The 20740-nt window shown below is 38.6% G+C and carries 23 protein-coding genes; 8 read left to right on the top strand and 15 right to left on the bottom strand.

Annotated elements, in window-relative coordinates:
- Positions 1-24: 24 nt before the first annotated feature.
- The 7 genes from GQO80_RS13000 to recF all read right to left on the bottom strand — a co-directional run bounded on the left by GQO80_RS13000 (position 25) and on the right by recF (position 7616).
- Positions 25-807 carry a hypothetical protein gene (locus tag GQO80_RS13000; RefSeq protein WP_157208798.1) on the bottom strand — a complete coding sequence of 261 codons (783 nt, stop codon included), beginning with the start codon at positions 805-807 and terminating at the stop codon, positions 25-27.
- A gap of 18 nt (positions 808-825) precedes the next feature.
- Entirely contained in the window at positions 826-1041 is a 216-nt protein-coding gene (locus GQO80_RS13005; RefSeq protein ID WP_157208799.1) for a hypothetical protein, read from the bottom strand.
- Positions 1042-1168: 127 nt separating this feature from the next.
- Positions 1169-5128 (bottom strand): hybrid sensor histidine kinase/response regulator transcription factor, encoded by a 3960-nt coding sequence (locus GQO80_RS13010; RefSeq protein WP_157208800.1) that lies wholly within the window; start codon positions 5126-5128, stop codon positions 1169-1171.
- A 389-nt stretch (positions 5129-5517) separates the two neighbouring features.
- On the bottom strand, positions 5518-5709 hold the full coding sequence (locus GQO80_RS13015) for a cold-shock protein (protein ID WP_157208801.1): 192 nt from the start codon (positions 5707-5709) through the stop codon (positions 5518-5520).
- 144 nt (positions 5710-5853) lie between these two features.
- The gene (locus GQO80_RS13020; protein WP_034044451.1) at positions 5854-6045 is read right to left on the bottom strand and encodes a cold-shock protein; all 192 of its coding nucleotides are present in this window, start codon (positions 6043-6045) and stop codon (positions 5854-5856) included.
- Between the two features lie 97 nt (positions 6046-6142).
- Positions 6143-6439 carry a DUF721 domain-containing protein gene (locus GQO80_RS13025; RefSeq protein WP_157208802.1) on the bottom strand — a complete coding sequence of 99 codons (297 nt, stop codon included), beginning with the start codon at positions 6437-6439 and terminating at the stop codon, positions 6143-6145.
- 97 nt (positions 6440-6536) lie between these two features.
- On the bottom strand, positions 6537-7616 hold the full coding sequence (gene recF / locus GQO80_RS13030) for a DNA replication/repair protein RecF (RefSeq protein WP_157208803.1): 1080 nt from the start codon (positions 7614-7616) through the stop codon (positions 6537-6539).
- A gap of 139 nt (positions 7617-7755) precedes the next feature.
- Here recF and GQO80_RS13035 point away from each other — a divergent pair, with 139 nt between their 5' ends.
- The 8 genes from GQO80_RS13035 to GQO80_RS13070 all read left to right on the top strand — a co-directional run bounded on the left by GQO80_RS13035 (position 7756) and on the right by GQO80_RS13070 (position 14385).
- Positions 7756-8526: a tetratricopeptide repeat protein gene (locus GQO80_RS13035; protein ID WP_157208804.1), complete on the top strand. Its 771-nt coding sequence runs from the start codon at positions 7756-7758 to the stop codon at positions 8524-8526.
- Between the two features lies 1 nt (position 8527).
- Complete coding sequence (gene ribH, locus GQO80_RS13040) at positions 8528-9013, top strand: 6,7-dimethyl-8-ribityllumazine synthase (RefSeq protein WP_157208805.1); 486 nt, start codon at positions 8528-8530, stop codon at positions 9011-9013.
- A 212-nt stretch (positions 9014-9225) separates the two neighbouring features.
- A complete protein-coding gene (locus tag GQO80_RS13045; RefSeq protein WP_232333183.1) occupies positions 9226-9456 on the top strand; it encodes a hypothetical protein in 231 nt (76 codons plus the stop codon).
- A gap of 17 nt (positions 9457-9473) precedes the next feature.
- Positions 9474-9761 (top strand): riboflavin synthase subunit beta, encoded by a 288-nt coding sequence (locus GQO80_RS13050; protein WP_157208807.1) that lies wholly within the window; start codon positions 9474-9476, stop codon positions 9759-9761.
- Between the two features lie 3 nt (positions 9762-9764).
- The gene (gene mutL / locus GQO80_RS13055) at positions 9765-11615 is read left to right on the top strand and encodes a DNA mismatch repair endonuclease MutL (RefSeq protein WP_157208808.1); all 1851 of its coding nucleotides are present in this window, start codon (positions 9765-9767) and stop codon (positions 11613-11615) included.
- Positions 11616-11702: 87 nt separating this feature from the next.
- A complete protein-coding gene (locus GQO80_RS13060) occupies positions 11703-12452 on the top strand; it encodes a rhomboid family intramembrane serine protease (RefSeq protein ID WP_157208809.1) in 750 nt (249 codons plus the stop codon).
- Positions 12452-13309, top strand: coding sequence for a rhomboid family intramembrane serine protease (locus GQO80_RS13065; RefSeq protein WP_157208810.1), 858 nt, complete (start codon positions 12452-12454; stop codon positions 13307-13309). Before GQO80_RS13060 ends, GQO80_RS13065 begins: the two co-directional genes overlap by 1 nt.
- Before the next feature lie 50 nt (positions 13310-13359).
- Positions 13360-14385, top strand: a complete 1026-nt coding sequence (locus GQO80_RS13070) for an endonuclease/exonuclease/phosphatase family protein (RefSeq protein ID WP_157208811.1) — start codon at positions 13360-13362, stop codon at positions 14383-14385.
- Positions 14386-14504: 119 nt separating this feature from the next.
- Here the strand turns inward: GQO80_RS13070 and GQO80_RS13075 are convergent, their stop codons facing one another.
- The 8 genes from GQO80_RS13075 to GQO80_RS13110 all read right to left on the bottom strand — a co-directional run bounded on the left by GQO80_RS13075 (position 14505) and on the right by GQO80_RS13110 (position 20670).
- Positions 14505-14813 (bottom strand): DUF6122 family protein, encoded by a 309-nt coding sequence (locus GQO80_RS13075; RefSeq protein ID WP_157208812.1) that lies wholly within the window; start codon positions 14811-14813, stop codon positions 14505-14507.
- A gap of 2 nt (positions 14814-14815) precedes the next feature.
- The gene (locus tag GQO80_RS13080; protein WP_157208813.1) at positions 14816-15436 is read right to left on the bottom strand and encodes a WbqC family protein; all 621 of its coding nucleotides are present in this window, start codon (positions 15434-15436) and stop codon (positions 14816-14818) included.
- A gap of 72 nt (positions 15437-15508) precedes the next feature.
- A complete protein-coding gene (gene lepB, locus GQO80_RS13085; protein ID WP_157208814.1) occupies positions 15509-17086 on the bottom strand; it encodes a signal peptidase I in 1578 nt (525 codons plus the stop codon).
- A 61-nt stretch (positions 17087-17147) separates the two neighbouring features.
- A complete protein-coding gene (gene dapB / locus GQO80_RS13090; protein WP_157208815.1) occupies positions 17148-17852 on the bottom strand; it encodes a 4-hydroxy-tetrahydrodipicolinate reductase in 705 nt (234 codons plus the stop codon).
- A gap of 2 nt (positions 17853-17854) precedes the next feature.
- The gene (locus tag GQO80_RS13095; protein WP_232333184.1) at positions 17855-18415 is read right to left on the bottom strand and encodes a DUF5683 domain-containing protein; all 561 of its coding nucleotides are present in this window, start codon (positions 18413-18415) and stop codon (positions 17855-17857) included.
- A 40-nt stretch (positions 18416-18455) separates the two neighbouring features.
- Complete coding sequence (locus tag GQO80_RS13100) at positions 18456-19367, bottom strand: ParB/RepB/Spo0J family partition protein (protein ID WP_157208817.1); 912 nt, start codon at positions 19365-19367, stop codon at positions 18456-18458.
- Positions 19368-19369: 2 nt separating this feature from the next.
- Entirely contained in the window at positions 19370-20134 is a 765-nt protein-coding gene (locus GQO80_RS13105) for a ParA family protein (RefSeq protein ID WP_157208818.1), read from the bottom strand.
- Positions 20135-20241: 107 nt separating this feature from the next.
- Positions 20242-20670, bottom strand: coding sequence for a cobalamin-dependent protein (locus GQO80_RS13110; protein WP_157208819.1), 429 nt, complete (start codon positions 20668-20670; stop codon positions 20242-20244).
- Positions 20671-20740: the final 70 nt, after the last annotated feature.

The raw sequence follows: 20740 nt of genomic DNA on the forward strand, positions 1-20740 counted from the left end.
ATTTAAATCGTTTTCTTATAATTTTTATAGAAAAAAGGTCGCTCCCAAACGTAGGGTGTGTATTTCCGCAGTTAAGTTTGGATAGTAGCCTATGTTTGCCTTTAGTTTGTTTTGCACAATCATATGGTTAAGATTGAATTCACCCGTCCATTGTTCGTTCCAATCGCCATCGGTATTGAGCATTGTAAGGATTGGGTTTACAAAAAGAAACCACTTATCATTAAATCGAATACTCACGTTGGCCTGCGCCGCAAATCCGGTACTGGAAGCTTTTAACTCGTCCGGGATAAGGTCAGTTCCCGGTTTGGTAACGTGCACTACGCTTAAACCTGGAAACATCAATACTTTCTGTGAAATGGCGAACCCATATACAGATCCCGCGGAAATCACAAAACTGCTGGTGCCCAAGCCGTCTTCAAATGAGCCAGTTGGCAGGGTTACATCCACAAAGGGCGCGATTACCGAAAACTTTTCGGCGGTCATCACACGGCTTACCACTGTAAAATAACGTAGGCGAATATCGCTTAACCCAAATTTGTTGGTAGCATCGTTATATAAAACGGGCACTTCTGCCAATACTAAATTGTTTGGGTCAAACGTATAGATGACGTTCCCGCGAAAACCATAAAGATTAGTGCCATCTTTTCTGCTGGTGTATTCGAACAGCGTGTTTACTTGGGTGTAAAAATTGGTCGGGTTTGACGCATCTACCTCTTGCGTCTGTGTCTGGACTTCCTCGTTTTCCTGGGCCTGAATTGCGAAGACAGACATTAAAGTAATTGCCAATGTAAGTTTTAAAGATTTCATATTTATTCGGATTTGGTTTTAAATTTCTCTTGTTATCAGATTAATTATGTCTTTAGGCGTGTGTACGGATGAATTGATTTTTTCGATAATGGAAACCGTGGTCCCAAATTCAGAATTTATAAGCTGTTCCAAATAGACCAAATAGCTTAAGGTCTTAAAATCGGTATCGAGTTGTTCCAAGGGCACATCCCAACTAAATTGCGATTCTTCTATATTAAAATTGTTTACAAACATCTGTTTGACCAAAACGTGTACATCCATAGCTGACAGCATCCTAAAAGACTGCGTAATTATTGGTTACAAAGGTGCGGCCACTGGCTTAAAAGCAGTTGCACCTGTGTTACCAATATGTGTCGTGGTGTTACATTTGGGAAGGCGATTTCCCGTATTTTTCCTTGAAGGAACGCGAGAAGTGACTGGGCGAAGTAAAGCCTATTTCGTAAGCAATTTCTGAAATGTTCAGTTGTTTTTGGGACAGCAATTCAAGGCCTTTTTCCAAACGGATGTCCTTTACAAATTCTGAAATGGACATATTGGTAAGGGCTTTTAGTTTTCGGTACAGATGGATTCGGCTCAATGCGAAATGCTGGCCTATAATGTCGCCGTTCAAATCGGTTTGCTGAAGATTTTCGAGTATGTATTCTTTCAAACGAAGTATAAAAGCGTCTTCTTTTTCAAACGCATCATCAAGACCCATTTCCTTTTGGCTGTACCTATTTTGAAGGCGCTGCCGAATTTCAATAAGATTTTTTACGCGAACATCGAGCTCCTTTGGGTTGAAAGGTTTCGTTAAATAATCATCCGCACCGCGTTTCAATCCTTGTAACTTACTGTCTATATTGGTTTTGGCAGTAAGTAAAATGATAGGGATGTGCGAGGTGCTGATGTGGTTTCTAATGGCCTCCACCAATTCAAAACCGTTCTTTTTGGGCATCATCACATCTGAAATGATAAGATCCGGAATTAGGGACAGCGCTTTTTCCAACCCTTCTTCGCCATCTTTTGCGGTAGCGATGTTGTAGGCCTTCTGCCCAAGGCATTGCACGATATAATCGCGAATATCCTCATTGTCCTCCACGACCAGAATATCGAGTTTTTCAGCGGTTTCGTCCTCCGAAGGCATCAAATTTTCCTCATATTTCACAGCGGGAATCAAAAACTCGTTCTGGCGGTTTGGGATATAAGTTGTAACAACGGCATCTTCCGAGATGGGCAGCAACACCCTAAAAGTGGCGCCTTCGTTTATTTCACTTTTTACCGAAATAGTTCCCCCCTGCAATTCCACCAGTTCGCGCACCAACGCCAAGCCAATACCGGTACCGTCATTGGCGCGCGTAGAGGAAAGATCTACTTGATAGAATCGATTGAAAATGGCTTCTTTGTTTTTTTCGTCTATGCCAACGCCCGAATCTATCACCAGTAATTCCACCGCCGTTTTATCATTCTGTTCGCAACGGTTCAAAACTACCTCGATTCGTCCGTTTTTGGGCGTAAATTTAAGCGCGTTCGAGATTAGGTTATAGGCAATTTTGTCCCATTTGTCGCTATCAAAATTAATGGGCCATTCGGCTTCGTTGCTTTTAAAGGACAATTGTTGGTTGTTCTGATTGGCCAAACTTTGGAAACGGTTTACCAATTCCTTTGTATGCGCAACAATATCGGCATTTACCAATTCAATGGGCATTTGCTTGCTCTCCAATTTGGTGAGGTCCAGCAATTGATTGATGAGCCCTAAAATGTGTTTTGCATTGTTCAGAATACCGGTGGCGCGTCTTTTCAGAATGGCGGAAGGCGGCGGATTGTCTATTATCTGCTCCAACGGGCCCACAATGAGGGTAAGCGGCGTTCGGAATTCGTGGGTAAGGTTTGCGAAGAAACGTCCCTTGGCAACATCCAATGCCTTTAACTCTTCGGCCTGTAATTCTATGGTTTGTTTATCCGCTTCAATTTGTTGCGTTCTGCTCGCCACTTCGGCTTCCAGTCGCACCGTTGCCCTGTTCAGGTTTCTAATGCGCCATTTAAAATAAAAATAGGCGCAGCCCATCAGAAAGAGGAAGAAAATGGCAATGTACTGCCATTTCAAATAAAATGGTTTGTCAACATTTATGGGAATGAGCAATTCATTATCTGTCCAAAGGTCTGAATCTCCCTTCGCCTTTACGCGTATGGTGTGATTACCGTACGGAAAATTGAATATCGAAATTTTATTGTCCCTAGTGTAAATCCACTGGTTATGGTAGCCTTCGATTTTATAGGCGTATTGGTGGTTCGCCCTATATTTATAGTCCAATAGACTCACTTCAAATTCAAGGATTTGGTCATCATAGCTTAACTGAATGGGATTTTTTGGGATGGCTTTTATATCCAAATTCTCGAATTCTTTGGCATTTTTTTTAAGTATCCGCAATTCTGAAAGATAGATAGGATTGGCCTCGCTCGTGTTTTCCACAAAATCTTTGGGATGGAAAGCGGTTACGCCGTTTATGCCTCCAAAATAAAACGTGCCGTCTGAATCCTTAAAATGCGCATAAGTATTGAACTCGTTATCGGCTATACCGTTTTCCACGGTGAATATCTGTGTTTCGGAAGACATCTTGTCAAAACGCATCAAGCCGTAATTACTCGGAAGCCATAAATTGTTGTAATCGTCTTCATATACGGCATAAATGGTGTTGTTTGAAAGGCCGTCCTCCTTTGAAAAGGTTGTAAACGTGTTGGCATCGCGATTCCATTTGATCAAGCCTTTTGTTTTGGTGGCCAACCAAAAAATACCGTCACTGTCTATGTATAGATGGTTTATGTTGCTTGTAGGCAGCCCATCGGCCATTGTATAGCTTTTCACTACGGCATCCTTGGCAACATCCATTAAAAAAAGACCTCTGTTGGTTATTAGCCAAATGCCTTCCGTGGTATAAAGAAATTGTCGTACCTGTGCTTCCGATAGGTCGTTGGAAAAGCTGTAAACCACTAGATTATCAGAACTGTTTATATAGGACAGCCCACTGCCCATTCCCAGCCAGACCCGCCGCGTAACGGGGTTGACAAAAGGCAGGTACAACACATTGTAAGGTTCTTTCTTGTAGAACTTGAACTCATCTTTTTCAATATCATATTTGAAGAGATAATTAACCGTGGTACCCATCCAAAACTGCTTCCTTTCGTCTTTTACAAAACTTGAAAAGGTGTATTTGGGCAATTCAACCTTCGTCGGTTTTCGGCTTTTTAGGTCATAAACCTTACTGCCCTCATACCCGCCAAGCCATATTTTGCCATCGCTCACATAAATACCGCGAATGCTATTGTTTTCGCCAAAAATGGTAAACGGATTCTTTTTGGAAACAATTTTATGGATACCCGTAGCCGAAGTAATCCATAAAATGCCCTGCCTGTCCCTAAATGCCGAATTGTACCGCAAATTCGGAATTGTGCCTACTACCGTAACCTTTTCAGACCCATTTGCAAGCTTGGGATTGCCGTTGAAAATGGTATCGTTTCTCGCGAAGAATTGTTCCTCATCATCAAGGTATAAAAGCTGATAATTGTTTTTAACGCCTTCGCCAAGACGTTGCACCGTGTTGTTCTTAATCTGGACATAATCCTTTCGCAGTCGCAGATTATAGCCTTCCACGATCAGTTTGGATGGCTGCACCATAAAATTGCGGACATAAAAATCGGGCACTTCAATTTTGAACGAATCGATTTCCTTTCCTTGGGCATTCACTCGCACCACAAAGTCGTAATCGTACGCAATCCAATAATTGCCCTTTCCGTCCAATTCACACACTATGCGCCTGTTTTTGAAATCCGGAACGGTAAAGATCTGTTCAAACTTGCCGTCATATTTATAGACCCTTCCCTTTTGGTCGGCAATAAAAATCACATTTTTATCGATACGCGACGGGTTGAGCGAGAGCACTTCCCCCGATTTAATAAGCCCCTTTGAAATTTTCCCAATGGGAATTATGGAATCGGTCTCGGTATCCAAAACCCCACTCTGGAGCGTTGTGGCATAGGCCAGATCCTCACAGAACCAAATCCGGTTTTTAGTGTCCAAGGCCAGATGAAGCGTAGAACCCTCATTAATATTGAAAAAAGAAGCATCATAATTTTTGATGTTGTATCCGTCATACCTGATCAGCCCTCCAATGGTGCTGGCCCAGAGAAAGTTATTTTTGTCCTGTAAAATGCTGAAAATATTACTATTAGGAAGACCTTCCTTTACGCTAATGGACTGGATTTCATAAACAGCGTTTTGGGCATTTGCATTGAAAACGTTAAGCCAGAAAAAAAAAAGAATAAAAAAAATATTGGCTTTAAACATTTGATAAAATATTAACCCAAAACAATTTGATTAAACGACGGTTTTAATGATAGTTGCTAAAATAGTGTTTTAAATTATATTAAATAATGTATTTGATTTTTAAGCTGTTTTTTTTTGTTTATTAGTTTTAATTGCAATAATTGGATTTACCTAAAAAACTAAAAGGGTTAACTTAGTCAATCCATGCAGGCTTAAAGAAAATGGGACGCATTAATATAAACTGCCCAACAATATAAATTTATTGAGCGTTTTAGCATCTCGTTTTTACTACTATTGTTTTCATCTATACTAAAAGTACACTTTGAACCCTAATTATAAAAAGGCATTAAAACATAAAATCCCGCTCGTTGGCGGGATTTTTGTGTCTTAAAAAAATTAAATAGTATTTATTAAATTACCTTTACATTTACTGCGTTTAATCCTTTTTTACCTTCTTTTAGTTCAAATTCAACGGTATCGCCTTCACGAATTTCGTCTATTAAACCTGAAATGTGAACAAAATGTTCTTTTTTCGAACCGTCTTCAACAATAAATCCAAAGCCTTTGGCATCGTTGAAAAATTTAACTGTTCCTTTACTCATACTTGAAATGATATTAAATTGTTTAATATAAAAGTAATATAAAATATTTAAAAAAATAAAATTTTTTTTGAAGAAAAAATGGCAATAAAAAAAGTCTATCAAAATGATTGATAGACTTTTACTGTAACTGTTAAAGTATATGTATTAGATTACTTTTACGTTTACGGCGTTTAATCCTTTTCTACCTTCTTGTAGATCGAATTCAACTGCGTCACCTTCACGAATTTCATCGATAAGTCCTGAAATGTGAACGAAATGTTCTTTGTTGTTGTCATCTTCAGTGATGAATCCAAATCCTTTTGAATCATTGAAGAATTTTACGGTACCTTTACTCATTGTGTTTATTTATAAAAAATTTAAGTGCCAAAGGTAGTATAATTATTCAGACAATCTTACTTTTTATTGTTTTTTTTATTTTTGGAGCATAAACTAATTATCGGAGAACCAGTTTTTTAATAATTTCTTTGCCCAATTCCTCATTAATCATGGTTATTATTTTTTCTTTTCCATAGCTTAATTCTTCGCGCAAAACGCTCGAACTAAGCTGTACATATAGGGTATCGCGCTCCAGGGTTATGGAGGTTGTGTAGTTGTTAACGCCATTGCCCATAAGGTTTGCCCAAGCATCGGCAACGTTTACTTTGTTTAGGCCCTTTTCCAGTTTATTGGTTTCAACAAATTCTTTAAGGGCATCGGCTATACTTATATGTTCGTTATTGCGTTTTGCCATTTTTGTATAGTGTGTGTTTCGTTATTGGTTTTTTTATTTTTGTGCTTTAATCTCCCGGCTTTGGCCTTCAGTCGTTCTCGTGCCGCTTTTGCAAAATTTAAAGTCTAAATACTTCATACGATTGATGCACCTGTTTCACCGCATTTTCGGTGCGTTCGGCATGGGTATCGCTAATAAATAGTTGCCCAAAATGCTCATCATCCACTAATTTAATAATTTGTGCCACACGATTTTCATCTAATTTATCAAAAATATCGTCAAGTAATAAAATAGGGTTTACGTTGCTTTGTGCTTTTATAAAATCGAATTGTGCCAATTTCAAGGCGATTAAAAACGATTTTTGCTGCCCTTGGCTCCCAAATTTTTTAATGGGATGGGTTGCGATGTTAAAATGCAAATCGTCCTTGTGAATACCTACATTGGTGTATTGCAAGGTCTTATCTTTATTGAGGTTTTTTTGCAACAAACTGTTTAGGTTGTCTTCAAATAAGTCGCTGTGATAGTGTAGTTCAACAACTTCATTACCGTTGCTAATGGCTTGGTAACGCGCTTTAAAAATAGGAATGTACGCTTCTAAAAAGGCGTTCCGTTTTTCAAAAATAACAGTTCCAAAATCGTTCAATTGGGTGTTGTAAACCTCTAAGGTGTCTTTGTTAAAGGTGTGGTTTAGGGCAAAATATTTTAATAGTGCATTACGCTGTGCCAGTATTTTGTTGTAATTAATTAAGGTACTTAAATAGGTTTTGTCGCTTTGCGAAATCACGCTATCTATAAATTTTCGGCGGGTATCGCTGCCTTCAATAATTAAATCCCTATCGGCTGGCGAAATAATAACTAAGGGCAAAAACCCAATGTGCTCGCTAAATTTCTCATACGCTTTTCCGTTGCGCTTTATCACTTTGGTTTGTCCGCGTTTTAAGCTTATTACTACTTTTTCGGTTTTATTTTCTTTTTCATAATCGCCATGAATTACAAAAAACTCGGCATCGTGTTTTATGTTTTGTGTCGCAACCGGATTAAAATAGCTTTTTCCAAACGATAGGTGGTAAATGGCATCTAAAATATTTGTTTTTCCAATGCCATTGTTGCCAACTATACAGTTAATTTTATTGTTGAAAATGAACGACTTGCTGTCGAAATTCTTATAATTTAATAATGAAAGTGATTTTAAAATCATGCAAAAAGTAACTTAAAGCGTGTTGAGAAGCGGTAACTTCCTTAAGGATGTGCAAATTATTGAAAAATATCAAATAAATAACCTTTTAATTATGAAGAAAAATTATATTTTTGCGGCGCATTAATTTTAGACAAGATACATGGCGACTTACAGTAAAAAAGGTGATAAACCAAAAACCAAAGTAGAAAAGGAACATAATATTGAAGCAGGATCAACCACTGCGGAAGTTTTCAATACCCTAGACCAAACAGCATCAAAAACCGAGGCGTTTGTTGAAAAGAACCAAAAATACATTTTCATCATCATTGGTGTAGTTGCTGCCGTTGTACTAGGTTATCTTGGCTATAAAGAATTTATCGCAAAACCAAAGCAAGTAACGGCCATGAACGACATGTTCCAAGCTCAAAAATATTTTAACGATGCTGTAAATGGCACTGCCAAAGATTCACTTTACACCTTAGCGTTAAAAGGTGGCGAAGGCAAATTTGGTATGTTGGATATTATTAAGGAATACAGTGGCACGCCAACAGCCAATTTAGCAAGCTATTATGCAGGTACCGCCTATTTAAGGTTGAAAGACTACAAAAATGCCATTGAACATTTAAGCAATTTTGAAAGTGACGATGAAATATTGGCACCCTTGGCTAAAGGCAATATTGGCGATGCCTTTGCACAATTAAACCAACCAGAAGATGCCTTGGATTATTATGAGCAAGCAGCCAAATTGCGCAATAATGACTATACAACGCCCATGTATTTGTATAAAGCAGGCGCTTTAGCCTTGGATTTAGGTAAAGCAGACAAGGCACTTACTTATTTTAACCGAATTAAAGACGAATTTCCAAACTCCTCGGAAGCTGCCACCATCGAGGTGTTTATTGGTAAAGCCCAAGTATTGGCTAACAAATAATATGGCTACGGTACATAAAAACCTATCCGATTACGATAAAAACACCATCCCAAATGCGAGCAAGTTTCGGTTTGGGATTGTTGTTTCAGAGTGGAATGATGCCATTACCGAAAACCTGTTCCAAGGGGCTTATGATACGTTGCTTTCCCATGGGGCGTTGCCAAGTAACATCATCCGTTGGGATGTACCGGGAAGCTTCGAGCTTATTTACGGAAGCAAAAAAATGCAGCAGCAAATGGTAAACGCCGTTATAGCCATTGGCTGTGTTATCCAAGGCGAAACCAAGCATTTCGATTTTGTGTGCGAAGGTGTCACACAAGGAATTAAAGACTTAAACGTGCTGCACGAAACCCCCGTAATTTTTTGCTTGCTTACCGATAATACCATGCAGCAATCCATCGATCGTTCTGGTGGAAAGCACGGAAACAAAGGCACGGAAGCTGCTATTGCCGCTATTAAAATGGCAGAATTAAGAAAAAATAGCTAACAAAATAATTCAATTTTTAAATTCCAAATTCCAATAATGCTGTTTTAAAAGCATTTGGAATTTGGAATTTAATTTTTGTCATTTCTTTTTGTTATTTTGAACTTGCTTATTTGGGTATTTTCCATTAGGTTTTTTGTTAACAATTTTTGGCAATTCAATTTCTGCTTTCTCCCTATTTTTAAGTACTTTTGAAGCGTAAAGCATGTGAAATTTTGTTTAATCAGCGCAAAAATAAATCCTTCAATCCGCCCTCCGTTGTTTCTAAGGAAAAAATGGCCAATTCGGAATTGGATGCTACCAAAAAAAGTGAATTCATCTCAAAATGGCGCCGCGAGCACCGAACCAGTACCAAAGTAAAAGGGGTTATGCCACTGCGAACACTCCTTATTGTTTTGGTATTATTATTGATTTGTATGTACTTATTGGAATCAAAATTCAATTAATTAAAACGTGATAGACTATGGGGATTTTAAAATTGCGAAAAAACAAAAAATTTAGTTACACACCTCGTTACTTTGATGATAAAGGTGATGGCAACCCGTTTGAAATCAAGCACAAATTCGACGATTTCAGAAAAACCATAGGCCCTAATACAGGTTTAAAAACAAAATTTTTAAATGCCCTTGATGAATTAAAAAATAATCCGGATAAACAAGTTAACAAGCGTATTTTTATTATTATAGCTATTTTGGTCGTTATCTTTTTAGCCATTATCGAATTCGATTTATCTATTTTCATTTCTAAATAATTCATGGCAGACATCATACAGCTTTTACCCGATCATGTTGCAAACCAAATTGCTGCTGGCGAAGTTGTACAACGGCCTGCCTCGGTGGTTAAGGAATTAATGGAAAACGCCATTGATGCCGATGCCACTACCATCAAGCTCATTATAAAAGATGCCGGAAAAACCCTCGTTCAAGTTATCGATAATGGTAAAGGCATGAGCGAAACCGATGCCCGTTTGAGTTTTGAGCGTCATGCAACCTCAAAAATCCGTACTGCCGACGATCTATTTCACCTGCACACAAAAGGGTTTCGTGGTGAGGCCTTGGCAAGTATCGCAGCCATTGCGCATGTTGAATTAAAAACCAAACAAGAAGGCGACGATGTTGGCAGCATGCTTATCATGGAAGGCAGTCATGTAGTGGAACAAAATGTGGTGGTTACACCCAAGGGCACGTCAATTTCGGTTAAAAACCTATTTTTTAATATTCCTGCACGACGCAATTTTTTAAAATCGAACACCGTAGAGCTACGCCATGTTATTGATGAATTTCAACGTGTGGCCTTGGCGCATCCAAAAATCAGTTTTGCCATGTATAACAATGGCAGTGAAGCATTTAACCTGCCCATTAGCAATTACAGACAGCGTATTGTGAACATTTTTGGAACGAAAACCAACGAAAAATTAGTGCCCGTTGAAGAAGAAACAGAGGTATTGAAAATTTCTGGTTTTGTTGGAAAACCTGAATTTGCAAAAAAAACCAGGGGCGAACAATATTTTTTTGTGAACGATAGGTTTATTAAAAGTCCGTATTTAAACCACGCCATTACCTCGGCTTTTGATGGTTTATTGAAAAGCGGCAACCACCCCAGTTACTTTTTGTACCTAACAGTGAACCCACAAACCATCGATATTAATATCCATCCCACAAAAACGGAAATTAAGTTTGATGATGAACATACGCTGTATGCCTTGTTGCGCTCGGCGGTTAAACATAGTTTGGGCCAATTTAATATAGCCCCCGTGCTCGATTTTGAGCGCGACCCCAGTTTGGATACGCCTTATCATTTTACCAAAAAGGAAACAAGTACACCAGCTATAGAGGTGGACAGAAGTTTCAACCCATTCAAGGAGACTTATGTTTCCGGAAAACAAACCACCGCGTTTAAACAACAAACGTTAAGTAATTGGGATAGCTTGTACGTGGGTTTAGAATCGAAGGGCACGAAAACAGAACACGATTTTAGTGAGGTCCATTTTGAAAGTGCCGAATTTACACCTTCCATATTTAAGGATGATACGCAGGTTAACCAAACCCAAACCACCTATCAGCTTCACAATAAATACATTGTAAGCACCATTAAATCGGGTATGTTGGTTATCGACCAGCATCGGGCACACCAACGGATTCTGTATGAAGATTTTCTAAAGAATTTAACCATAAAAGAAGGGGTAAGTCAGCAATTATTATTTCCTTTAGAACTGCATTTTTCGTCGCAGGAAATTTTAATTATCAATCAATTGAAAGAAGATTTGGTACATACGGGGTTTGTGTTTTCAAACGTTACTAATGAATCGATAGAAATTACAGGGGTACCCGTAGTGGTGCCCGAAAGCGAGGTATCTATCATCTTGGAACAATTGATAGGTGATGTTGAAAATGAAGTGCCCGACAGTAATTTTAGTGCCACCGATTTGTTGGCAAAATCGATGGCAAAAAGTTTGGCTATAAAACGCGGTCAATCCTTAAAAAAGGACGAACAGGAACATTTGGTAAATGCTTTGTTTGCATGCAAAGAGCCCAATGTATCGCCCGAAAACAGAACAACATTTATAACCATGAGCGTTGACGAACTGGACAAAAAATTTATATAACGAACACAAAAATGTAGTTTTAATACCCCTTTCAACTGCGCTCAAGAAAGGAATAATTACATTCATTTAATACGAACGATTAAAACTATGATGCGAATTTCAGAAACGGTAAAACATTTAATCATCATAAACGTGATTATGTTTGTTGGAACGCTAAGCGTGGGTGGTGGCACTTTATTTTACGATTGGTTTGCGATGCATTTTCCAAAAAACGATGCCTTTGAACCTTGGCAAATTATCACACACATGTTTATGCATGGTGGTGTTACGCACATTTTGTTCAATATGCTGGGGCTATGGATGTTTGGTACGCCGGTTGAGCAGGTTTTAGGGAGCAAACGCTTCTTATTTATTTATTTTTCGGCGGGCTTGGGTGCTGTGGCGTTGCAAGTTTGGTTTTATTATTTTCAATATTTACCGAATTACGAGTCGTTAATAGCTTCTGGCCTAACCTCCGACCAAATACATACCATGCTTACAACAAACAAAGTGCTTGAGGGTGTATCACAATCGCAACTTTCGCAATTACAAAATATTTTTCCAGTATTTAATGCCTCCATGGTAGGGGCTTCTGGGTGTCTTATGGGCATTTTGGCCGCATTTGGTATGATGAACCCCAATGCGGAGTTAATGATGATATTTTTGCCCATTCCCATAAAAGCCAAATATTTTATACCGGGCATTATTATTTTAGATTTAATCTCGGGCATTACCGGACATTCCTTCTTCAGCCCCAGCAATACCGCGTTCATGGCGCACGTTGGTGGCGCGCTTACCGGATTTTTCATTATGTGGTATTGGAAAAAAAATCAGTTTAACAGAAACAGGTGGTATTAATGGATTTTGCAAACAACATAAAATATAAAGTATCGCGTTTAAATGTTTTAGAAAAAATTATAGCGATAAACCTTGTTGTTTATTTGCTAACCTTTTTTATCGATTTTGGTTGGTTTGAGCTACCAAGTAGATTTGATACGTTTTTAGGAAAGCCATGGGCCATTGTCTCTTATGCGTTTTTACACTACGATTTTTGGCACATCCTTTTTAACATGCTGTGGTTGTACGTTATTGGGCGTATGTTTTTAAACCTGTTCAGTGCCAAAACTGCCATAAATATTTATTTTCTTGGTGCCATGTCGGGCGGTTTTTTGTTTATGTTGTGCTATTCGTTGTTTCCAAGTGTATTTGGCAATTCCAGTTTGGTTGGGGCTTCGGCAGCAGTTCGCGCCTTGTTGATTTTTCTTTGTGCCTATATGCCAAATCAAGAAATGCGGTTTTTCACCTTTACTATTAAATTGTGGCATATTGGTGTTGCCATTGTGCTTTTGGACGTTATAGGCGTTTTTGCCGGCATCCAAAATCCGGCCACAGGAAATGCGGGTGGTAACCTGGCGCATTTGGGCGGAGCGCTATTGGGCTATTTTTATGCGAAACAACTGTTAAAGGGAGATGATATTGGCCGAGGTTTTGAAAGTTTGTTGAACGCCTTGGGCAACATTTTTAAAGCATCGAAAAAGAGCCCTTTAAAAACTGTCCATAAAAACAAATCTAAGGTGGGTGGTTATACGAAATCTGATTTTAATGAGTTTAACCATCAAAAGAAAATAGATGTTATTTTAGATAAAATAAGCAAAAGTGGCTATGATAGTTTAACCGCCGAAGAAAAAGAGTTTTTGTTTAAAGCAGGAAAATAAAAGTTGCGAAACCAAACCCGGAAGGATACTAAATGTAGTAAATTCAGCAAATGAAAAATTTAAGCACCCTAAATAAAATGATCTACTCCATTAATTTAATGGTTGCTTTTATATTGTTGCTGGCATTTAGCTTACCTTTTTTACCTCCTAAAACCTATTCAATTTTGTCGGTGCTCAATTTGGGCGTGCCTTTTTTAATTTTATGCAATGTTTTGTTTTTCCTGTATTGGCTTTTTCGGGTTAAAAAACAGTTAATCGTTTCGTTAATAGTGCTTGTTTTTGGCCAGTTGATGTTTGGGTCGCTGTACAAGTTTTCATCTTCAAAAAAAATTGAGAGTCCGAACAACTTCAAAGTCATGAATTATAACGTTAGGCTATTCAATTTGTTTGAATGGATTCCTGAACAAGATGTGAAGACCAAAATAATCGATTTCATAAAAAAAGAGTCGCCCGATATTTTAAGCATTCAAGATTATCATCCGCGAAAAGACGGTGCTTTAGGTTTTTTTAAGTACAAGTACGAATATCTTTCAGGGAAAAAAATCAAGCACGGACAAGCTATTTTCTCGCAGTTTCCTATTATAAATAAAGGTTCGGTTAATTTTCCAAATACGTCCAATAACGCTATTTTTGCGGATGTTGTAAAAGGAAAAGACACGATTCGGATTTACAATGTGCATTTGGAATCGTTGCGTATCAATACCCAAATTGATAGTTTGAAAAAGGAAAAATCCGAACGGCTTTTTAATCGTATAGAAACCAGTTTCAGAATGCAACAGTTTCAAACCGAATTACTTTTAATCCATAAAGCACAATGCAAATACAAAATGGTTATTTGTGGCGATTTCAACAATACGGCGTTTTCGTATGTATATCGTAAAATTAAGGGCGATTTAAACGACACCTTCATAGAAGCGGGCAATGGTTTTGGACGTACCTACGATTTTAAGTTTTTCCCGGTGCGCATAGATTATATTTTTGCCGATGAGGCGTTTGCGGTAAATGGTTTTAAAGCTTATAATGAACATTATTCCGACCATTATCCCATTATGGCGACCTTGAGTTTGGATGAATGAGTTTTTAGTGGTAGTGGCAGTACAATGGCTATCGAAATCAGTCGCTTTTGTTTTTAAACAACTATGTGCCCCCTGCCCTATTTGCTACAATATTCCATAATTCTTCTGTTGCAAAACCGTTACATAAACGAACAATCTACAACATCGGCAAAAATGTGGATGACCAAGCCCAAACCCACTAAGCGTGTTTTCTTCGGAATTAAAAGCACTAAATAAACGGCAATAGCGTAATAAGTATGAAGTGGATGGAAGTTAATACTACATCTGTTCGGGGCGAAAATAGGCGTTGCCAACAAATGGTCCAGATCTATAAGCATGCCCGAAACCATGATTAGGAAAGCCCATTTCCAGTGTGATTTATAAAAAAGTACGGCAACCAACAACGGAACTAAAAAATGGGTGCCGTAATGGGCAAAGGTTTGTAACATGATTACCGTTTTATGATTTGGTTTTCTAAATAACTCAAAGCGTTAGGGCCTTCATTAAAAAGTAAATCCAAGATACTTAAATTTTCAATAAAACCATGTTTGTCGCCAAAAACTTGGGTGTAACGTTCAAAATGGTGTTGCTGTTCTTTTTTGGCATTTACCAAATATCTAAAATCGAGGGTGTTTTCCAGGTTTCTTTGATATACTTCCGTTTTTGAAATATTCAAATCTAGTTGTAAACAATCACAAACGGCTTCAAAACATTTCAAATTAAAATCCAAAATATAATCGGCTTTAAGGTTGAATAAGGGTTGAAGTTCATCTTCATAATATTCAAAAAACGGCGAGGTTCTATAGGCCGAAAGCAACGATTTCCAATGCAAATCTTGCCATTTTGTTTGGTTAAATATCTTAACGTCTCGATACTTTTGCCTGTTGTGCTGTGTGTGGATTACAGGAATGTTAAGGGCCAACTTACCATTTGCAGCGTAAATATAGGTTCTGTTCCGGTAGGTTTGCTTTAAAAAATTATCATCCATTTCAAACACAACTGCATGGGCTTTTACCATGGCTACAAAATGCGCTATGCTTGGAAAATAGGTTGGATGAAAAATGCTGTTCATTTGTAAAGTTGTTGTTGTTTAGTTGAAATGCTGGGTGGAATAATGCCACTTAACATTTTTCTACTTTACAACTTAACCATTTTTTTTACGCTTCCTGTATTTGCTGTAAACCATCCACCCAAACAGCGCAACAAGAAACGGAATAAAGAAAGAGGTCGCCTTTCCTTCGCCACCAACGGTTGTAAAGAATCGGTCCCAACGTGGTTTTTTTCCATCCCAACTCATCCAAATAAACACGGGTTTACCCACAACATGATCAAATGGCACGAAGCCCCAAAAGCGCGAATCGATGGAATTATGGCGGTTATCGCCCATCATCCAATAATAGTTTTGTTTGAAGGTATAGCTTGTTGCCACTTCCCCATTGATTAAAATCTGGTTGCCCTTTACGTGTAGTGTATTGCCTTCGTACTCGGTTATCACACGTTTGTAAAGAGGTAAAATTTCTAAATTGATGGCCATGGTTTTTCCTTTTTCAGGGATATAAATAGGGCCAAAAAAATCAACATTCCATTTATAATCGGGACTGTGCGGAAAAATACTGGGGTTGGGTTCGCCCTTTACCGAAGTTGCGGGCGTAACGCTTACTACATTCGGATTATTTTTAAACTGGGCCAAGGCTTCATCGGAAATGGCCGAAAAATAATAGGTATTGTTCTGGTTGATGATGGCAAATCCATCGGTAATATCATAACGTTCCTTAAGATATGCGGGGTTAAATTGGGATGTTCTGGGTTGAACGTAATAGCTAAATTGCAAATGTGCCCGGTCTGGTAGTACATTTTTCTTTCCGTTTATATATACATAACCGTTTCGAACTTCCAACGAATCGCCCGCAACCCCCACACAACGCTTCACTAAATTGGTTTTTTTATCGATGGGCTTGTAATAATTTCGGTCTGGGTGAAAATCGTTCATATCCAACAAAGTGTCCGCAGGTTGGTTAAAAACCACAATGTCATTCCTTTCGATGTTTTCAAAACCGGGAACGCGTAAATAGGGCAATTGCAGCTTGTTTTTCCAAGAGGTTTTTCTTTCTGGAAAATGATCGTTAAATAAATACGATTTTTTATGTACAATGGGAATGGTATCGTGCACCATGGGAGCCGCAACGGTGGTCATGGGTACTCGGGCGCCATAATGAAATTTGCTAACAAAAAGAAAATCGCCCACCAACAACGATTTTTCTAGGGATGAAGATGGGATGGTAAACGGTTGAATAAAATACGTGTGCACAATGGTTGCCGCAACAATGGCAAATAAAATGGAACTTACCCAATCGCCCATAGCCGATTTTGGATGCAAGCTCCGGTTTTCCACATAGGTAACCTTGGCTACATAGTTTAAATAATAATTGTAAAAACCTAAAGTTACAATGGCTAAAAACGTATCTAAATAGCTGTTTTTTCCAAAACTCCTAGCGGTTTCTACCCAAACTACGGCAAACATGATCAAGTTCACAATGGGTAAAAACAACAGTATAACCCACCACCACGGACGGTTGATTATTTTCATTAAAACAACGGCGTTGTACAAAGGAACAAATGCTTCCCAAGGTTGTCTTCCTGCTTTTTTATATAAATTCCAAGTGCCTAAACCGTGAAGTACTTGAATGATCAATATGAAAATAAACCATTGTGCGAGCGTCATATTTGAAATTTTTATTGGTTGGTATTAAACTTAGTAAGGTTGTTACGGCATTGTTTGCGAATTATCCAATATTTAGCACATCATTCATTGTGAATACACCGGTTTTGCCCACAAGCCATTCGGCCGCAATTACAGCACCCAGAGCAAAACCTTCCCTGGTATGCGCAACATGCTCTATGCTGATGGTATCGACGTCGCTTTGGTAAGTAACCGTGTGCGTTCCCGGAACATCGGCAATGCGTTTTGCAGTAATGGGAATTGTTCTTTCAGCGGCTTCATCCAATTTCCAAGCCTCATAATTATTATTGTTTGCAATGATGCCGTTTGCCAACGAAATGGCAGTACCGCTTGGTGCATCCAGTTTTTGTGTATGGTGAATTTCCTCCATCGAAACATGGTACTGGTTTAACGCACTCATCATTTTTGCAAGGGTTTTATTAAGCTCGAAAAAAATATTGACACCCAAACTGAAATTGGAGGCGTAAATAAATGCGCCTTGTTTTTCATGGCACATTGCCACGGCCTTATCGAAATGTTCCAGCCAACCCGTAGTGCCCGAAATAACAGGAACACCATTGTTTATACAATTGGAAATGTTTTGAAAAGCAACCATGGGAATACTAAAATCGATGGCAACATCGGCTTTTGTTATATCATAGCCTTCATCGTCTTTATCAACCGTCAAAACTATTTTATGTCCGCGTTTTAAGGCAATTTGTTCAATGGTTTTTCCCATTTTTCCGTATCCGAGTAAAGCAATGTTCATAATTAAAATCTAAAATTTAATGTTAATCCAAGATCGCTTGTTCTGTCAATCTCATTTATTTTGAAGTGTGGCACTAACGATAGGTTTTCATCTACGTTGTATTGCTTCAAATGTGCATCCACATTGGCGTCAATAATATTTAGGGCATAAATCCCAAGGGTTACCAAAAGTGATATTTCCTTGTTTTTTCGATAAAATTTTTGTCCACGCTGTAAACCGTCGGTGGTTACCCGTGGCGATGCCAGTGGGTTGCCTTCCAGATCAAAATAAAACTCATCGGTTTTTAAACCGGCCAACCTACTTTTATAGGCATCTCTATAACGGTTGTACTCTTTATTATTGTTGGAGTAAAAATAAATGCCCGTTGCTAAACCGCCGTAAACTATGGGTATTTTCCAGTAACGCTTGTTGTAGGCTTGTCCCAAACCGGGCAACACTGCCGAATAAAATGCGGCTTTTGCGGGTGAAAGCGGGTTTATGGTGTTTTCAATTTTAACTAACGTATCAAGCGCAATGGTTGTGGGCAGTTCCTCTTTTTTGTTGTTTTTTTCTTGTGCTGGCAAAAACCAACAAATAAACAGGAATACGCTAATTATCAATATTTTATTTGGCACCTTCGACTAATTTTTTAATACGGTTAAAATCTTCTTGGGAATGAAAAGGAATGGTAATTTTTCCTTTTCCGTTCTTAGATACTTTAACGTCAATTTTGTGTCCGAAGTATTCAGAAAACGCACCAATACCTTCTTGAATGTATTTTGGGGTGGCTTCCGCCCCTGCTTTTTTGGGCGTAATTTTAACCTCTTGGTTGCTATTGTAATTGCGAACCAAATTTTCGGTATCGCGCACCGATAGTTCGTTTGAAAGCACTTTTTCGTAAATATCCAATTGAATGGTTTGGTCTTCAACGGTAATTAAGGCACGACCGTGCCCCATGGATATAAAGCCATCGCGCATCCCCGTTTGGATGATGGGGTCCAATTTGAGCAACCGCAAATAATTGGTAATGGTGGAACGCTTTTTGCCCACACGTTCGCTCATCTGCTCTTGTGTTAGGTTTATTTCGTCGATTAAACGTTGGTAGGATAAGGCGATTTCAATCGGGTCTAAATCTTGGCGTTGGATGTTTTCAACCAAGGCCATTTCCAACGATTCTTGGTCGTTTGCAATTCGGATATAAGCAGGAATGGTTTCAAGCCCAATAAGTTTGGATGCCCTAAAGCGACGCTCGCCAGACACCAGTTGGTATTGGTTGAAGCCTAATTTGCGAACGGTAATGGGTTGGATAATGCCCAATTCCTTGATGGAAGATGCCAATTCGCGAAGGGATTCTTCACTAAAATTGGTACGTGGTTGAAACGGGTTTACTTCAATAAAATCGATATCCAGCTCGATGATGTTCCCAACAACTTTATCGGCATTTTTATCTTGTACCGATTGAATATCGTTTGCGGGGTCTTTTAAGAGTGCAGATAAACCTCTGCCTAAAGCTTGTTTTTTAATTGCTTTAGCCATAATTAAGCGTTTTTATTGATAATTTCTTTCGCCAAACTTAAATAATTGGTGGCACCTTTGCTGGCGGCATCGTAATTGATGATGCTTTCGCCAAAACTGGGTGCTTCGCTCAATTTTACGTTGCGTTGAATGATGGTTTGGAAAACCATGTCGTTAAAATGCTTTTGAACCTCTTCAACCACTTGGTTTGAAAGCCGTAAGCGCGAATCGTACATGGTTAGCAGCAAGCCCTCTATATCCAAATCTGGGTTATGTATTTTTTGAACACTTTTAATGGTGTTTAACAGTTTCCCTAAGCCTTCGAGCGCAAAATATTCGCACTGGATGGGGATGATTACCGCATCGGCAGCAGTTAAGGCGTTTAAGGTAAGCAAGCCTAAAGAGGGTGCGCAGTCTATTAAAATATAATCGTAATCGTTTTTAATTTCCTGTAAGGCTTTTTTCATCATGTACTCCCTTTCATCTTTATCGACCAGTTCAATTTCAATGGCCACCAGGTCGATATGCGCAGGAATGATATCCAAATTGGGCATTTCAGTTTTGATGATGGCTTCTTTTGCGGAACTTGAATGTTCAAGAAGTTGGTAAGTACCTAATTCGACGGATTCAACATCGATTCCTATTCCGGAAGTTGCATTTGCTTGAGGGTCAGCATCAATAAGTAATACTTTTTTTTCCAGAACGCCCAATGAAGCGGCCAAATTTATGGATGTTGTTGTTTTTCCAACGCCTCCTTTTTGATTTGCAATTGCAATGATTTTACCCATTAAATGATTTGGTTTTATGAACGGTAAAAATACAATTATTTATGAGGAATAAAAACCGAAAATGTTAACAAAGCATAAATAACGTTAAGATGCATGTATTTGATTGACTAGTTGGTCAAAATAGCCAAAATCTTGGTTGCGGCATCGCTTGTTTTGGTGTTTGGATGCATCACGGCCTCTACCCCAACATTCAATAAACGTTGTTGGCTTTCTGTGGGCATGTTACTATAAACCATTACCAAAATGTCGTTGCGCGTGTAGTTTTTGAGTGTTTCAATAAGTTGAACAATGTCCTTGCTGTTCTCCATGGTAAAAGACGTTGCGCATACCACGTGTGCATCGTTCTCAATGGCCTGTTTTGCAATTTCCTGTGGCGTTTGGAATAACGGAGCGATGTCAACATCAAAGCCCACATCGGCATATCCAGCAGCCAAGGCCTTTGTATTGGGCTCTAGGTTGGGTTTTCCCATATCGGTAACCAATATGCGAGGTCTTCTACCTTCCAATTTCGCAAAAGTATCGGTTAGCTGTTGCACTTTTTTAAGAGTATTGCTATTTTCTGTTTCGTTATTGAACACTATAAACCATGTGTTTTTTTATTAATCC

It is taken from the genome of Mariniflexile maritimum (assembly GCF_009746565.1).
Classification (GTDB): Bacteria; Bacteroidota; Bacteroidia; order Flavobacteriales; family Flavobacteriaceae; genus Mariniflexile; species Mariniflexile maritimum.

Coding starts and splice junctions, on each gene's coding strand:
- GQO80_RS13060 (WP_157208809.1), top strand. CDS start 11,703: ATGATGCGAATTTCAGAAACGGTAAAACATTTAATCATCATAAACGTG.
- ribH (WP_157208805.1), top strand. CDS start 8,528: ATGGCTACGGTACATAAAAACCTATCCGATTACGATAAAAACACCATC.
- GQO80_RS13075 (WP_157208812.1), bottom strand. CDS start 14,813: ATGTTACAAACCTTTGCCCATTACGGCACCCATTTTTTAGTTCCGTTG.
- GQO80_RS13005 (WP_157208799.1), bottom strand. CDS start 1,041: ATGTTTGTAAACAATTTTAATATAGAAGAATCGCAATTTAGTTGGGAT.
- GQO80_RS13035 (WP_157208804.1), top strand. CDS start 7,756: ATGGCGACTTACAGTAAAAAAGGTGATAAACCAAAAACCAAAGTAGAA.
- GQO80_RS13000 (WP_157208798.1), bottom strand. CDS start 807: ATGAAATCTTTAAAACTTACATTGGCAATTACTTTAATGTCTGTCTTC.
- GQO80_RS13025 (WP_157208802.1), bottom strand. CDS start 6,439: ATGGCAAAACGCAATAACGAACATATAAGTATAGCCGATGCCCTTAAA.
- mutL (WP_157208808.1), top strand. CDS start 9,765: ATGGCAGACATCATACAGCTTTTACCCGATCATGTTGCAAACCAAATT.
- GQO80_RS13070 (WP_157208811.1), top strand. CDS start 13,360: ATGAAAAATTTAAGCACCCTAAATAAAATGATCTACTCCATTAATTTA.
- recF (WP_157208803.1), bottom strand. CDS start 7,616: ATGATTTTAAAATCACTTTCATTATTAAATTATAAGAATTTCGACAGC.
- GQO80_RS13015 (WP_157208801.1), bottom strand. CDS start 5,709: ATGAGTAAAGGAACAGTTAAATTTTTCAACGATGCCAAAGGCTTTGGA.
- GQO80_RS13020 (WP_034044451.1), bottom strand. CDS start 6,045: ATGAGTAAAGGTACCGTAAAATTCTTCAATGATTCAAAAGGATTTGGA.
- GQO80_RS13105 (WP_157208818.1), bottom strand. CDS start 20,134: ATGGGTAAAATCATTGCAATTGCAAATCAAAAAGGAGGCGTTGGAAAA.
- GQO80_RS13100 (WP_157208817.1), bottom strand. CDS start 19,367: ATGGCTAAAGCAATTAAAAAACAAGCTTTAGGCAGAGGTTTATCTGCA.
- GQO80_RS13050 (WP_157208807.1), top strand. CDS start 9,474: ATGGGGATTTTAAAATTGCGAAAAAACAAAAAATTTAGTTACACACCT.
- GQO80_RS13065 (WP_157208810.1), top strand. CDS start 12,452: ATGGATTTTGCAAACAACATAAAATATAAAGTATCGCGTTTAAATGTT.
- dapB (WP_157208815.1), bottom strand. CDS start 17,852: ATGAACATTGCTTTACTCGGATACGGAAAAATGGGAAAAACCATTGAA.
- GQO80_RS13010 (WP_157208800.1), bottom strand. CDS start 5,128: ATGTTTAAAGCCAATATTTTTTTTATTCTTTTTTTTTTCTGGCTTAAC.
- GQO80_RS13080 (WP_157208813.1), bottom strand. CDS start 15,436: ATGAACAGCATTTTTCATCCAACCTATTTTCCAAGCATAGCGCATTTT.
- lepB (WP_157208814.1), bottom strand. CDS start 17,086: ATGACGCTCGCACAATGGTTTATTTTCATATTGATCATTCAAGTACTT.